The 15151-nt window shown below is 57.0% G+C and carries 10 protein-coding genes; 2 read left to right on the top strand and 8 right to left on the bottom strand.

Annotated elements, in window-relative coordinates:
* From hisS to V6C07_RS02375, 7 genes are all read right to left on the bottom strand, one after another.
* Positions 1-863: histidine--tRNA ligase (gene hisS / locus V6C07_RS02405; protein ID WP_333534788.1), on the bottom strand; the 863-nt coding region annotated here is incomplete at its 3' end.
* Between the two features lie 252 nt (positions 864-1115).
* Positions 1116-2519, bottom strand: coding sequence for an amidophosphoribosyltransferase (purF, locus tag V6C07_RS02400; protein WP_333534787.1), 1404 nt, complete (start codon positions 2517-2519; stop codon positions 1116-1118).
* Positions 2520-2524: 5 nt separating this feature from the next.
* Positions 2525-3433, bottom strand: a complete 909-nt coding sequence (locus tag V6C07_RS02395; protein ID WP_333534786.1) for a tetratricopeptide repeat protein — start codon at positions 3431-3433, stop codon at positions 2525-2527.
* Between the two features lie 11 nt (positions 3434-3444).
* Positions 3445-6033: a DNA gyrase subunit A gene (gene gyrA / locus V6C07_RS02390; RefSeq protein ID WP_333534790.1), complete on the bottom strand. Its 2589-nt coding sequence runs from the start codon at positions 6031-6033 to the stop codon at positions 3445-3447.
* Positions 6034-6337: 304 nt separating this feature from the next.
* Entirely contained in the window at positions 6338-8743 is a 2406-nt protein-coding gene (gene gyrB, locus V6C07_RS02385; RefSeq protein WP_333534785.1) for a DNA topoisomerase (ATP-hydrolyzing) subunit B, read from the bottom strand.
* Positions 8743-9897 (bottom strand): DNA polymerase III subunit beta, encoded by a 1155-nt coding sequence (dnaN, locus tag V6C07_RS02380; RefSeq protein ID WP_333534784.1) that lies wholly within the window; start codon positions 9895-9897, stop codon positions 8743-8745. The genes gyrB and dnaN overlap by 1 nt, the downstream gene beginning before the upstream one ends.
* A 148-nt stretch (positions 9898-10045) precedes the next feature.
* Positions 10046-11419 carry a helix-turn-helix domain-containing protein gene (locus tag V6C07_RS02375; RefSeq protein ID WP_333534783.1) on the bottom strand — a complete coding sequence of 458 codons (1374 nt, stop codon included), beginning with the start codon at positions 11417-11419 and terminating at the stop codon, positions 10046-10048.
* A gap of 475 nt (positions 11420-11894) precedes the next feature.
* Here V6C07_RS02375 and V6C07_RS02370 point away from each other — a divergent pair, with 475 nt between their 5' ends.
* Positions 11895-13406 carry a M23 family metallopeptidase gene (locus V6C07_RS02370; protein ID WP_333534782.1) on the top strand — a complete coding sequence of 504 codons (1512 nt, stop codon included), beginning with the start codon at positions 11895-11897 and terminating at the stop codon, positions 13404-13406.
* 30 nt (positions 13407-13436) lie between these two features.
* The gene (locus tag V6C07_RS02365; protein WP_333534781.1) at positions 13437-13661 is read left to right on the top strand and encodes a hypothetical protein; all 225 of its coding nucleotides are present in this window, start codon (positions 13437-13439) and stop codon (positions 13659-13661) included.
* A gap of 534 nt (positions 13662-14195) precedes the next feature.
* On the opposite strand, the gene larB is transcribed toward V6C07_RS02365, so the two are convergent.
* The gene (larB, locus tag V6C07_RS02360) at positions 14196-14984 is read right to left on the bottom strand and encodes a nickel pincer cofactor biosynthesis protein LarB (protein WP_333534780.1); all 789 of its coding nucleotides are present in this window, start codon (positions 14982-14984) and stop codon (positions 14196-14198) included.
* Positions 14985-15151: the final 167 nt, after the last annotated feature.

The following is a 15151-nucleotide window of genomic DNA, read 5'->3' as shown; positions in this document are numbered from 1 at the left end:
TCATAGCGGCCGCCGCCAGCAACGGCAGCCTGCGCGCCGATACTGCCGCTTACCACCTCAAAGGTGGTGCGGCAATAGTAGTCAAGCCCGCGCACAAGCCTGTGGTCAAGCTCAAAGGGCAGATTTTCGCCGTTAAGCAGCTCAAGCACAGTGTCAAAATGCGCCCTGCACTCCGGACAGTTATAGTCCAGCAGTTTAGGGGCCGCATCGGTGATGGCCCGGCAGCCGGGCTGCTTGCAGTCCAGCACGCGCAAGGGGTTGGTATGCACCCTGCGGGCGCAGTCCGCGCACAGGGCGGTGCTGTCCACGCTTTCAAGATAAGCCAGCAGCGCATCCTTGAACTTGGGGCGGCACTGGGAACAGCCCAGTGAGTTGACCTTGAGGGTCAGATCTTCAAGGCCCAGGGCGGCAAGAAAGCGCAGCAGCATGCTGATAAGGTCGGCATCGGCATAGGGGCTGTGCGAGCCGAGGCATTCACAGTTGATCTGGTGGAACTGCCGCATGCGGCCCTTTTGCGGCCGCTCATAGCGGAACATGGGACCTGTGGTGAACAGGCGGCTTACCGGTTCCCTGTTGGCGAGGGCACTTTCGATATAGGCGCGCATGACGCCCGCCGTGGCTTCCGGCCGCAGGGTGAGCGACCTGCCCTTGCGGTCGGGAAAGGTATACATCTCTTTTTGCACCACGTCGGTTTCCTCACCGATGGAGCGCTGAAAAAGCTCGGTAAATTCCACAATGGGCGTGCGCAGTTCCACAAAGCCGTAGCGGCCGAAAATATCCCGCGCGGTATTTTCCATACGGGTAAAGATGTCGCTGTCCGGCGGAAACATGTCCGCGAAGCCTTTGATGCGTGCAATGCTCATGTCGTCCTCAATGGTGGCGCAATAGAGAATTTCAGCGTGAAATTGCTCTGACTGCTGCGCTGGCAGCCGTCCGCCGCAAAGGTGTAAGCGCAGCTTCAGCCTTGCCCCAGGGGGCTGTGGCCGAAGACGGCCGCGCTCTGTATTTGCGCTGTTAAACGCCGTAGTGAGCGTATTACGGCTGTGAGAATACAATTCCCAAAGGTAAGACGCTCTTGTGCTCCCTGAGCCTGAATTTTTGCCCGGGGCCAGAAACTAGCGTGAACCGCAGGAGCCTTCAAGCTTAAACTTGCCGCCGCATTCCTCGCAAGGCACGGGATATTCGCCGGTAAAGCAGGCCATGCAGTAGTGCTGCGGCTTGCTCACGGCGCCCATAAGCCCTTCAATGCTCAGGTAATGCAGAGAATCCACATCCAGCTTGCGCTGTATTTCTTCCAGGCTGTGCTGCGCGGCAATAAGCTCGCCCCGTGATGAAAAGTCTATGCCGTAATGACAGGGCGACATGACCGGCGGCGAAGAAATACGTATATGCACCTCTTTTGCTCCCAGTTCGCGCAGTTTTTTCACACGGGTCATCATGGTTGTGCCGCGCACGATGCTGTCGTCAATGATACAGATGCGTTTGTCTTCTATCATTTCACGCACGGGATTGATCTTTACCCGCACGCCGAAGCTGCGCATGCTTTGCGAAGGCTGGATAAAGGTGCGGCCCACATAGTGGTTGCGTATCATGGCATGCTCGTAGGGCAGACCCGAACGCTGCGCGAAACCCAGGGCCGGATAAATGCCCGAGTCAGGAAAAGGCATGACGAAATCCACATCCGGCGCGGATTCCGTGGCCAGGTTCCAGCCCATCTTTTTACGGCACTGGTACACCTGCTCGTCAAAAACATAGGAGTCCGGCCGGGCAAAATAGATCAGCTCAAAAATGCACTGGGCGGGCTTTTCCGGCATGGGGCTTATGAGGCGTTCGCTGCGCACGCTGTTGCCTTCCACCACCACCACTTCGCCCGGCTCCACCGTGCGAACGAATTCGGCCTCAAGCAGGTCAAAAGCGCAGGTTTCAGAGGCAAAGACAGGGCTGCCGTTCATGCGGCCGAAAGCAAGCGGATGAAAGCCGTGAGGGTCGCGCACGGCCACCATGACGCCGTCAGCCATGACCAGAAGGCAATATGCCCCCTGCACCCTGTAGCACGCTTCCTTGACGGCTCCGGGCAGGTCATTGTGGCGCAGGGCGCGCACCAGAAGGTGCATGAACACTTCGGTGTCGTTGCTGGTGGAAAAAATGGCCCCTTCGTTTTCCAGGTCTTCACGCAATTGGGCGGCGTTGACCAGATTGCCGTTATGGGCCAGCGCAATGGCCCTGCCCTTATAGTTGGCAAGAAAAGGCTGGGCGTTGCCGCTGGACGAACTGCCCGTGGTGGAATAGCGCACATGCCCCACAGCGTGGCGCCCGGTAAGGCGCTGCAGATCAGCCTCGGAAAAAACATCGGGCACAAGGCCCATGCTTCGACGCTCGTGAACGGTTTTGCCGTCAAAAGTGACTATGCCCGCGCTTTCCTGTCCCCGGTGCTGCTGGGCATAAAGGCCGAAATAGGCCAGACGGGCAGCATCGTCATGGTCATAAATGCCGAAAACACCGCATTCGTGCTTAATCATAAGCCTTACTTCTTCAGTTTTTTGCGCAAATGCGCAATGCGATTGTCGATGACCGACGGATTGGGGTATGCGTCGCGCGCCAGTTCAAATTGTTTCAGGGCTTCCGTGCCCTTGCCCAGTTGTTCCAGGGCGTCGGCCAGCAGATAGCCGGCCAGCCCGCGCAGGTTCTGGTCAGGGTCGCTGTCCAGTATCTGCTGCGAAAGATCCGCCACATCCTGCCAGCGCTCCCGGGCCATATTCTGGTCCGCAAGATCATACATGCACATGATCTTGTCATGATCCGGCAGGGGCAGGCCCAGGCACTGCTGGAGCGTGTCCTCTCCGGCATCAAAACGCCGCAGGCTGAACTGCATGGCCGCCAGCCGCCGGTGACCTTCAAGCACCTGCTCCGGGCCAAGACCGCCAAGCCCTATGTAGACATTCCAGATATCCACGGCACGTTCATGGCGGTGCAGGCTTTCATTGACCTCGGCCATGCGCCGCAGGACGACCGCGCTGCGGGCGTCGTCGTCCATATACTCTTCCAGCATGGTTTCAAGATATTCCAGGCTGGCGCGGGGTTCCTGCCCCGCGGCATTGACGACCAGCAGCAACTGCTGCCAGGCTTCCCAGCGGTCGTCCGCGCTCTGACTGTCCTGTGCCTCACGCAGATAACGCTCAAGCAGCCTTTCGGCAAGGGACCACTGGCGCTGCGCCACGGCCTCCCTGGCCTGAGAGAGGTCGTCACCCTGCAATGCCGGGCTGTCACAGCCCGCAAGGCCAAGGCAGAAACAGAAAGCCACGGCCAGCGCAAGCCTGCGCGCCACCGAAAAAAGAAAAAAACCGCGCCTGTCAGAGGCACGTTGCCGCCCTTCAGGCGGACAGGGGGGCATTGCCCCCCTGAAACCATGTTTTTCAACAGTGAAAAACATCATGCTGGTTCATATCAGGCGTTTTCGCCTTCAGGGCCTTCATCCGCGTCGTCATCAGCCGGGCCGTCAGCCAGACCGTCAGGCACATCAGCAGCAGGCGAAGGGGCCGCGCCAGTGGCAGGGGAAGTTGCACCCTCCACCACATCATCGTCCATCTCCTTGCTCAGATCACGGCCGGTCTGACCGCCTTCGTCCACACGGTCAAAGCCCACCACATGCGCGCCTTCGTCCAGCCGCACAAGCATGACGCCCATTGTGGCGCGGCCCTTGCTGCGCACTTCGTCCAGACCGATGCGCACGATCTTGTTGGATGAAGTGAGCAGGATAAGACCATCGTCATCACGCACGGGCATGGCGCCCACCACAGGCCCGGTCTTGCCCGTGACCTTGAAGTTGATGATGCCCTTGCCCCCGCGCGATTGCAGACGGTACAGCTCGATGCTGGTGCGCTTGCCGAAGCCGTTGGCGGAAATGGACATGATTTCCGTGGTCTGATCCGTTTCCTTCACAATGACCCCGGCCACAACAAAATCCTGCCGGCGCAGGGCTATGCCCTTGACGCCCGTGGCTACGCGGCCCATGGGACGCACATCCTTGCAGGGAAAACGTATGGCAATGCCGTCGGCCGTGACCAGCACAATATGGCTGTCGTTGCGAATGGGGCGCACCACCACAAGCTCGTCGTCCTCGCGCAGGCCCACGGCCATAAGGCCGGTCTTGCGGCAACGGGCGTACAGTGAAGCCGAAGAACGCTTGACCATGCCGCGCCTGGTTATGAAGAGGAAGTACTTGTCTTCGGCAAATTCGCGCAGGGCAAGCACGGTGGTGACCCACTCGCCCTCTTCCAGGGGCAGCAGGTTGTTGATGTGTACGCCCTTGGCCGTACGGCTGCCTTCAGGAACCTGATGCACCTTGAGCTGGTGCATGCGGCCCTTGTTGGTGAAGAGACACAGGAACTGATGGTTGGTGGTGCTCAAAAACTCCTGCACATAGTCGTCGTCAGAGGTGTACAGGGCGGCAATGCCCTTGCCCCCGCGTTTCTGCTGCTGGTAATTTTCAAGCCCGGTGCGCTTCATGTAGCCACGGCGCGACAGGGTGATGACCACATCCTCATCGGGAATAAGGTCTTCAATGTCGATGTCGGTAAGAGCTTCGCGCAGCACTTCGGTGCGGCGAGGCGTGGTGAAGGTTTCGCGGATTTCGCGGATTTCGCGCTTGATCTCCCCGCGCAGCACTTCGTTATTTTCAAGAATCGAGCGGTAGAATTCGATCTTTTGCAGAAGATCCTTGTACTCGGCCATAAGCTCTTCACGCTGCAGGCCCGTAAGGCGCTGCAAGCGCATTTCAAGAATGGCCTTGGCCTGAAGCTCGGAAAGCTCAAAGCGCTTCATAAGGGCCGCGCGCGCTTCGTCCGGGCTGGCCGAAGCGCGGATAAGGGCCACCACCTCGTCAATATTGTCGATGGCGATGCGCAGGCCTTCAAGAATATGGGCGCGGGCCTCGGCTTTTTCAAGATCGTAACGGGTACGGCGGATGACCACCTCGCGCCTGTGGTCCACAAAGCAGGTCAGCGCGGTCTTGAGATTCAGAAGCTGCGGGCGGTTGTCCACCACGGCCAGCATATTGATGCCGAAGCTCGATTCCAGCGGCGTGAACTTGTAAAGCGCGTTGATGACGATCTCGGGAATGGTTCCGCGCTTGAGGTCGATGACAACACGGATGCCCCTGCGGTCGGATTCGTCGCGCAGGTCGGTGATGCCGTCAATCTTGCGGTCATTGACCAGGGCCGCGATCTTTTCCACCAGAGAGGACTTGTTCAGGCCGTAGGGAATTTCCCTGATGATGATGGATTGCGCGCTTTTTTTGCGGTCTTCGATTTCCATGCGACCGCGCACTTTCACCGTGCCGCGGCCGGTATGGTAGGCGTCGTACAGTCCCTTGCCCGCGTACACATAGCCGCTGGTGGGAAAGTCCGGGCCTTTCACGTGCTCCATCAGGTCGTCAATGCTGCACTGGGGATCATCCAGAAGCAACTGCAGGGCATCGCACAGTTCGCCCAGGTTATGGGGCGGAATATTGGTAGCCATGCCCACGGCAATACCCGAACTGCCGTTGAGCAGCAGGTTGGGAACCTTGCTGGGCATAACCGTGGGTTCCTGCAAGGTATTGTCGTAGTTGGGGCGAAAATCCACCGTATTTTTGTCCAGGTCGCCCAGAAATTCCTGGGCCAGCCTGGACATGCGCACTTCGGTATAACGCATGGCCGCCGGGGCGTCGCCGTCAATGGAGCCGAAGTTGCCCTGACCGTCCACCAGGGGATCGCGCATGGAAAAATCCTGCGCAAGGCGCACCAGCGCACCATACACCGCCGAGTCGCCGTGCGGGTGATACTTGCCGATCACGTCACCGACGATGCGGGCGGACTTTTTGTGCGGACGGTTATAGTTATTGGCAAGCTCGTATTGCGCAAACATGATGCGCCTGTGAACGGGCTTGAGACCGTCACGGGCGTCAGGGATGGCACGGCCGATGATGACCGAAAGGGAATACTCCAGATACGACTTGCGGAGTTCAGTTTCTATGCTTATCTGCGGCTGCTGCATTTCTGCCACTGCTGGCCTCGCTGAGTAATGATGTTGGGTGGATGCGAACAGTCTGCGACGGGCTCAGAAAACACTGCTTTCTGAAAATCCGTGTGGAGCCGTCTTGGAGCAATTTCAAAGTAAAATAGCTCTAACTGTTCATGCCACTCCCTATAAAAGTTTATTGGGATGCCCCGGGAAAGGGTTGTTGCAGACTGCCATGCGGCATTCTCCGGCAGGGCGCTCCTGCGGCCGCCACGCGGTCGGCAAGAGCCAACGGCGGAACTGAAAACTCCGCATCCCCGCTTTGCCCAAAAAACCTTTCCTAAATATCCAGATCGTGTACGGCCAGGGCGTTGCGCTCAATGAATTCGCGGCGCGGCTCCACGCGGTCTCCCATAAGTTCCATAAAGGCGTCCGAAGCCTCGTTGGCGTCTTCCACAGAAACCTGAAGCAGGATGCGGTTTTCAGGATTCATGGTGGTTACCCAGAGCTGCTCGGGGTTCATTTCACCCAGACCCTTGTAGCGCTGGATATTGATACCCCTGCGGGCTTCGTCCAGCACCATGCGCATAAGACCAAACAGGTTTTGCGCGGGGGTTTCACTATCCTTGCGGCGCATGACAAAATCCAGGCCGCCGCATTCCTCACGCAGTTCGGCAAAGAGCTGCCAGGTCATGCGGTACAGCCGCGAGGCAAAAAACTCCATGCCGCGCCGCGTCTGATGGCCGCCGGTATTCTCAAATATGGCAAACAGGCGTTCCTCGTCGTCTTCGCTCTGCTCATTTTCAAGCGTGAGCATGTAGCCGCGCTCGTTGAGCCATTCCACAAGACCGGTGTCCTGCCGCTCAAGCATGGCCGCATCCACCTGCTCAGGATACGTTGTAAGCGCCAGAAAGAGGTCGCGCGGGGTTCCGGTCATTTCAGCGTCGTCGAGGCGCAGCTCAAGCGTTTCAATGCGCTCCACAAGGCTGCTGAGGGCCGTGCCCGTGTATTCCTTGCCGTTGACCGCCGTTACCGTGACGTCTTCGCTGACGCGCGAAAGCAGAAAGCTGTTCAGTTCCGCATCGTCCTTGATGAATTTTTCCATGCGCGAATTATGAACGCGATACAGCGGCGGCTGGGCGATGTAGACAAAACCGCGTTCCACCATTTCCTGATACTGACGGAAAAAGAAGGTCAGCAGCAGGGTGCGGATGTGCGCGCCGTCCACATCGGCGTCTGTCATGATGATGATCTTGTGGTAGCGCAGCTTTTCAAGGTCAGTGTCGTCCTCACCGATACCGGCGCCCATGGCCGTAATGAGGTTTTTTACTTCCTTGTTGGCAAGCATCTTGTCAAAGCGGGTGCGCTCCGTATTCAGAATTTTGCCGCGCAGGGGCAGAATAGCCTGATTTTTCGGATTACGCCCCTGCTTGGCCGAACCACCGGCCGAGTCACCTTCCACGATGAACAGTTCGGATTCCTTGGGATCCTTGCTCTGGCAGTCCGCCAGCTTTCCGGGCAGGGAGTTGTCCGAAAGAGCGCCCTTGCGGCGCACCAGTTCCTTGGCGCGGCGGGCGGCATCGCGGGCGCGGGCGGCATCCACGGCCTTTTCAATAATGAGCCGGATATCCTTGGGGTTTTCTTCAAAATAGATGTTCAGGCGATCATACACCACGCCCGCCACAAGACCGGCAACCTCGCTGTTGCCGAGCTTGGTCTTGGTCTGCCCTTCAAACTGCGGCTGGGGCAGCTTGACGCTGATGACGGCCGTAAGCCCTTCGCGCACGTCATCGCCGGACAGGCTTGTATTTTTCATTTTTTTGACCAGGTCGGCCTGGCCCTTGATGTAGCCGTTGATGGCGCGGGTAAGGGCCGTGCGAAAGCCCACCAGGTGGGTTCCGCCTTCCTTGGTGCGGATGTTGTTGGCGAAGGTAAGGATATTTTCCTTGTAGCCGGCATTGTATTGCAGGGCAAAGTCCACGGTGACGTTGTCCACCATGCCTTCACCGAAAACGATGGAATGGATGCCCTGCTCGCCGGAATTGAGGTCGCCCACAAACTGGCGTATGCCGCCTTCGGCGTGAAACACGTGGGTTTCACCGATGCGCTCGTCAATGCATTCGATGAACAGGCCCTTGTTGAGATAGGCCAGTTCTTCAAAACGTTTTTTAAGCGTATCGTAAGAAAACTCGGAAACTTCAAAAATCTCTTCATCGGGCTTGAAACGCACGGTGGTTCCGTGGCCGTCCACGTTTTCGCCGATAACGACCAGCTGATCCTGCGGGATGCCACGGGAATAGTGCTGGCGATAACGCTTGCCGTCACGGCGCACGGTAACCGTAAGCTCTTCGGAAAGCGCGTTGACGCAGGACACGCCCACGCCGTGCAGACCGCCGGAAACCTTGTAGCTTGTATTGTCAAACTTGCCGCCGGCATGCAACTTGGTCATGACCACCTGAACAGCGGGTACGCCTTCCTTGGGGTGGATGTCCACGGGAATGCCGCGGCCATCGTCCCGCACGGTCACGCTGTTGTCGGCGTGCAGAATGACGGTGATGCGCGTGCAAAAACCCGCCATGGCCTCGTCAATGGAGTTATCCACCACTTCGTAGACAAGGTGATGCAGGCCGCGCGCGTCCGTGGAGCCGATGTACATGGCCGGACGTTTGCGAACGGCCGAAAGCCCTTCCAGAATGGTAATGGAAGAAGCGGTGTAGCCGCCGTCGACGGGGGTTTGGAGAGCCATTAAACGTCTTCCTCGCTATAATATGTCGTTTCCGAAACCTTCATGGGCATGATGATGACGGTGTAGTTCGGGTCATCGGCCCCGCGTATGCCGCAGGGGCCTTCAGCGCCCGTAAGCATCATGTCTGTCTTGCCGGACACAAAGTGGGCCAGCACGTCCATAAGGTTGCGGGTGGGAAAGGCGATGCGCTTGATGTCGCCGCCGTATGTTACTTCCAGACTTTCGCTGGCCGAGCCTACGTCCTGCCCCTGGGCGGAAAGCAGCGCCTCGCCGGAGGAAAGGTCCATGTAGGTGCAGCGGTCGCTTTCGGTATTAAAAATAAGAATGCGGCCAAGGGCTTCCATTGCTTCTTTGCGGTCGATGGTCATGGGGTGCATGTCTTCGCTCGCCAGCTTGCTCATGAAGATACTGTAGTCCGGATACTGATGGGCAGCCCGGGGCAGGCTCAGGGTTTCAGCCCTGCTCATGCTGCGCAGGTACAGGCGCTTTCCGGTAATACTCAGCTCTATCTCGTCCACGCCAAGCCATTTCTTCATGTCCTGAAGGTATTTTTTCTGGATAAGAATGCCTTCTTCAGGCAGGCGCTCGGCAAGTTCGTCGTGCGTAAAGGAAACAAGAGCGAACTGATGGCCGTTAAGCCCGCACACGTCGATGCGGCCATTGCCCTTGGGCATCATGCACAGGCAGGCAATGGCGTCCATAGCGTCGTCATCGCTGATGCAAAATGTCACCTTGTCCAGAAGGTCCTGCAAAAAGTCGCCCGACCAGGTTACCGTATTTTCTTCAGGAAAGCTGGAAAAATTCTGAAACCACTCGGCCCCGCTTACAGGCAGCTTGTATGTGCGGCGGCCCTGCTCCACCAGCAGATTGCCCGAAGCCTCGTCAAGGGAAAGATGCAGCACACCCGAAGGCAGCTGGCGCACCAGATCCACAAAGGCCCTGCCCTGCACGCCGATAAGCCCGGGCTGAGCCACTTCTGCCTGATAGCGTCCCGTAAACTCGATATTGGCATCGGTGGACATGACCGAAAGACCGCCGTCTTCCGCCTTGAGCCAGATGGAGCGCAAATACTGCGCCCCTGCCTTGGCGGGAATAATGGCAACAGCTTTCAACAGCCCTTCAATGATCTGCTCTTTATTAACAGTAAGTTTCATACATTCTTTCCTTAACTATTATTGGCAGTGTTGCTATGTTCTTATCGGCTTAAAAGCCTTGTAAAAATTGAATTTTTTGTGGAACATTCCAAGGTGTTTTTTAGTAACGCCGGTAACGGGCCAAAAGCTTTTGCCCTGATTTCCGGGGTCAGGGTGTTTTCATTTCAATCTCTGTTACCAGTTGGTGTACACTTTTGTTACTAACCATCAATTTCTTAATTTTATTAATGGCATATATGACGGTGCTGTGGTCGCGTCCACCAAAAGCACGGCCAAGTTCCGGGTAGGAAAGACCAAGCTTGCGGCGGCATATGTACATGGATACCTGCCGTGCCAGCACCAGGTCAGGTCGGCGTTTGCCGCCAAGCACGTCTTCGGGCCTCAGGTTGAGCTTTCTGGAAACCTCTCCCAGAATTTCGCGGCAGCCGGGCATTTTTTCCGCCACCCCGGTGCGCACGATATTTTCCATATCAGCCTGGGTAAGGTTATTGCCCTTCACAGCGCAATACGCCCCCACCTTGAGCATAAGACCCTGCAAAAGCCGGAACTGTGAACAGCGCTGCGCCAGAAAAAGCAGCTGCTCCCGTGTCAGCGGCAATTGCCGTTCCTTGCACATGATTTGCAGATAGCGCAGGCGGACATACAGGTCCGGCTCCATAAGTTCTACCACAAGCCCGCTTTCAAGGCGCGAACGCAGGCGTTCGTCCAGCGTTTTCAGGGCCTGCGGCTGGCCGGAGCAGGCGAATATCATGCGTGCCGCGGCCCTGCCTGTCTGTTCGCCTGTTGGCGGGGCCTCTTTCCGTGGGGAACTGTCCGGGGAGCTTTTTTGCCCGCCGGGACAACTGTCCATTATGGTTACAAGTTTGCGCTGCCAGGCGTCATGGGCGGCAAGATCTTGAATATCATCAAGAACAAGAATGTCATAGCGCAGCCAGAACAGTTCCGGTCTTCCCCACACTAGATGTTCAGAGCAAAAACGGGCGGCGCTGGAGCAGACCATGCGGGCGGGATCGGCAGTGCGGGACATCACGGATGTCATGGCCTGAAGAAGGCGGCTTTTGCCTGTGCCGCTGCGCCCGCAGACCAAAAAAGGGTTATAGGCCGTGGATGAAGTGTCGCCGGCCAGTTCTCTGGCTGTTGCCAGGGGAAAAGCGTTTTTATCGTTACAGATAAAGTCTGCGAAGGGGTCTTCCGCTTCTTCCGTTGTGTTGTCGAGGCACTCCGGTGCAGGAAAAGGGCTGACGGGCTGCGGCTGATTCCTGGCGGCAAAAGCGCCGGGCTTGGCGCTTTCATAAACTATTTGAGGTATGGAATCTTCGTGCAGGCTCGTAAAATGTTTGTGCAGCGCGTCTTCAAAGGCGGCACGCCTGTGCTGACTGAACCAGTCTGCAAAATACATGTGCGGAAAAACCACCCTCAGGGTGTTTTCCTCCTGGCGCAGGGTAAGGCTGTCCAGCCAGGTTTCTCCCGCTGTGGCCCTATTTTTCGCCAGTATTTCCCGCAACTCTTTTTTCAGCATCATATACGTGGTTCATTCGCCTTGCAGGGCGTACCCTGTGGACAAAGTATCTTCCCGCAGGTTCGGCGTGAGGCTCGGTTTTTGCGGCCCAGGCCGTATAGGAACAAGAGATACTCGTAGCATAAAAGTTGATTTCAAACAAGAGGGCCGCCATCCCTCGCAAATACTGTTTCCTGTGGATGCCTGTGGAAAACGCTGTGCCACAGCGCAGTCTTTTCGGGCGCTTCGCTTTTTTTTCAGGCTGCAGGCTGCCTTTGTTTTCTGTCCCTGGTTTGGTGACGCCATGTTTTTTTTGTATGTTTCAGGCGCATGCGCTGCAGCATGTCCGCATCCATGTGATGGAGGTGTGGGGCTGTCATTCCCCGCCTGTATGATATGAAAGGCCCGCGCAAGGGAGCATAACGGTGCAAAAGGGGCGCGGGACGGGCCTTTTACCCTTGAACTGGACAAGCTCCTTGCCCATGCGTATAAGCTCCTCATGGGATCGAAGAACAAAAGACTATGGTTGGCAGGGGTCTTGCTGTTGGCGGTGCTGGGTTTTGTCGTGGCCCGTCATGTGGGATTGCCCGGTCTTACGGCTGTCAGCGGGCCGGAATCCGTGCAGGAACAGCCTGCAGTTGCGGACAGTGAAAAAACGCAGGAACACGCCGCTCCCCAGGACGGTGCAGGCCAGCAAAACACCGAAAGCGATCCCGCAGGCGAACCGGATTCTTCCTCACCCTCCTCCCCTTCCAGTGAAGCAGCCAACGCAGACCATGCAGATACGGCCGCCGATGCGGCAGCCGATGCGGCGGATGCCGGGGCAGCGCCCGGCGAGGCCGTGGTGCGCGGAACCTTTGAAAAGGGCGATACCGTCAGCAAGGTTCTTGAAAATTCCGGCGGGCAGGGAACACAGCAGTACATCAGCGCGGCGCGTCAGGTTTTTTCCATGCGCGCTTTCCGTGAAGGGCAACCGTATGTTGTGGTTACAGATATGGAATCCGGCAAGGTTAAACGCTTTGAATACGAGATAGACAGTCATCGCCGTCTTGTGGTGGAGGGAACAGACACCCCCGCCGCCAGGGTGGAGCCTATTGAATACGTTGTGCTGCTGGACTCTGTTACGGGAACCATCAACGACAACCTGTTCCAGGCCGTGGCCGATATGGGCGAAAGCCCGCAAATGGCCCTCAAGCTGGCAGATCTTTTCGGCGCGGAAGTAAACTTTATCCGTGACCTGCAATCGGGCGACTCTTTTGCCGTGCTGGTGGAAAAACGCTATCGCGATGGTGAATACAAGGGCTACGGACGTATTCTTGCCGCCCATTTCACCAACAAGGGCAAAACCTACGAAGCCTATCTTTTTCGCAATGGCAACAGGGCCGAATACTATAACCGCAAGGGCGAAAGCCTGCGCAAGACCCTGCTACAGGCCCCTCTGGCCTTTACGCGCATTACCTCGCGCTTTACAAACAGCCGCCTGCACCCCATATTAAACTATAGGCGCGCCCACCACGGTGTGGACTATGCGGCCCCCACAGGCACTCCGGTCAAGGCCGTGGGTGACGGGCTTGTAACGCAGCGCGCCTGGGTCGGCGGCTACGGCAACCAGATTGTCATCAAGCATACTGCCGGGCTGGAATCCATGTACGCGCATCTTTCAGGTTATGCGCGCGGCCTTGCCAAAGGGCAGCGTGTGCGCCAGGGGCAGGTTATCGGTTTTGTGGGCAGTACAGGTCTGGCAACAGGGCCGCACCTGGATTTTCGCCTGCGCCAGAATGGAAAGTTCATTGACCCGGCCAAGGCCATCAACCCGCGTGGTGAGCCGGTGTCCAAAAAGGCCATGGCCGAATTTGAAAGAGCTGTAACTCTTGAACTGGCCTATCTTAACGGCGAAAAAGCTCTTTCTGAATATGAGCCGGGCAGCATAGTGCCTGAGAACCCTGTTCCCGTGCCTGAAAAGCCTGTGGAAAAGGAAAAAAGCAAACCCGCCAAAAAGGGGCGGCGCTGAAGTAACGCCGCTCTCGCAAGGAGGGCCGTCATGACGTATTTTCAGCCGCTTTCAGGACTGACGCTGATTGTGCAGAATACCCCGCCCGACACGACGGATGTCATTACGTATGTGCCGTCTGTGCTGAATGATATTACCGCCGCCATTGACCAGCTTGAATCTGCGGACAGCGCCAGCTCTTTTATGCAGACACAGTGGCGCATGGCAGCCGCCAATATGCTGGGCATCGGGGCTGTTGTGGGAGGATGGGCATAAGCCCGGTCTCTGTTTTCAAAGAATATTGTGGATAACACTGGTAGAATACGGACGAACCGTTGTGGTTTGTCCGTATTTTTTGCTTTCAGGGCATGCAGCGTTTAGAGCAATTTCACTTTGAAATTGCTCTGGCGGCTGCGTGAGCAGACGTTCGCTACGGAGGCGTAAGCGCAGTTTATCTGCGCGGTTAAACGCCGAAGTGAGCGTGCCTTAAACTTTGAGAATGTATATTCTCAAAGTTAATCTGCTCTAGAGCATTTCAACCGGAAAATCCCGACGCGAAATCCGGAAAAAGAAAGGAACAATGTGGCGTCACCCGGCATGGCGGTTCATGCAGTTTACGCATGATGGCAGCCCGTGCCGCAGGAAAAAAGGCGTGGAAACAAAGAATATTGTTCGTAAAAAAGTAAAATATTTTATAATGTTACTTAAGTAAGGAACAAAAATGTATTTTTCCTGCGCGCTCAAAAAAATGACCGCCATATGCTGGCGGTCTGGCGTTTTTCAGTGAGTCTTGTGGGTTCTTTGGCCGGTTCAGTTTTCTTCGGCCAGTTTTTTATGGAGCATTTTGGCTGCAAAGGCCGCGGCTCCGAAGCCGTTGTCGATATTGAGAACAGCCACGCCCGGCACGCAGGTGGCAAGCATGGTGGTAAGGGCCGCAAAACCGCCTGATCCTACCCCGTACCCCACGGAGGCAGGCACAGCCAGCACCGGACAGCACACAAGCCCTGCCAGTACGCCGGGCAAAGCGCCTTCCATACCGGCCACGGCAATGATGACCTTTGCGCTGCGCAGCGATGCCGTATGGGGGGCAAGCCTGTGCAGTCCCGCAACGCCCACATCGGCAATAAAACCACAGCTTTTTCCCCAAAAGGCCAGGGCGCCGTACGCCTCAAGTGCTACGGGTGTGTCTGCGGCTCCTGCGCTTACCACCAGTGCTTCGCCTTGCTGCGGCCAGGGGGACTGCATGGCCTGCGTAAAACCCGGCGCGCCGCCCACTGAAAACAGTCGCGGTAAAGCCCAATGGCGGCCAGTGGGAAAGTGTTCTTTCAGCAGGGTAGCCTGGGCCTGACTGACTCTGCTGACCAGAACAGGGCCATGTTCTGCAAGACCGGCAACAGCGGCTGTCAATGCCTGATCGCTTTTGCCCTGGGCAAGAACCACTTCGCCAAGACTGGTGCGCAGGCCCCGCTGGGTGTCCAGCGTAAGACCGTTCAGGGTATCGCAAACTGTTTGCGCACCAAGCTGTTCAAGGGCTGTTTCAGGCAGCAGGCGGCCTGCGGCAATTTCAGAAAGAATGTGCAGAATGTGTGGATTGGACATGTCTTTCCATACGGCAGGAAGGCGCTTTTGTCAGCAGGTGGCATTGCTGTCCGGCTAAGCACCCAATTCTAATAGGCTGAGATGTTGAAGATTATCTTTTCTTCGCCGTCGTGGATTCAGGAGTTCTTCCAGAGACGCCGAACCGAGCAGGTTGAGCTGGATGAGTT

Origin of the sequence: Desulfovibrio sp. 1214_IL3152, from assembly GCF_036763055.1 — a bacterium.
Taxonomy (GTDB): Bacteria; Desulfobacterota; Desulfovibrionia; order Desulfovibrionales; family Desulfovibrionaceae; genus Desulfovibrio.
The sequence above is the reverse complement of the archived record's forward strand: the minus strand, read 5'-3'. Positions and strand labels throughout refer to the sequence as shown.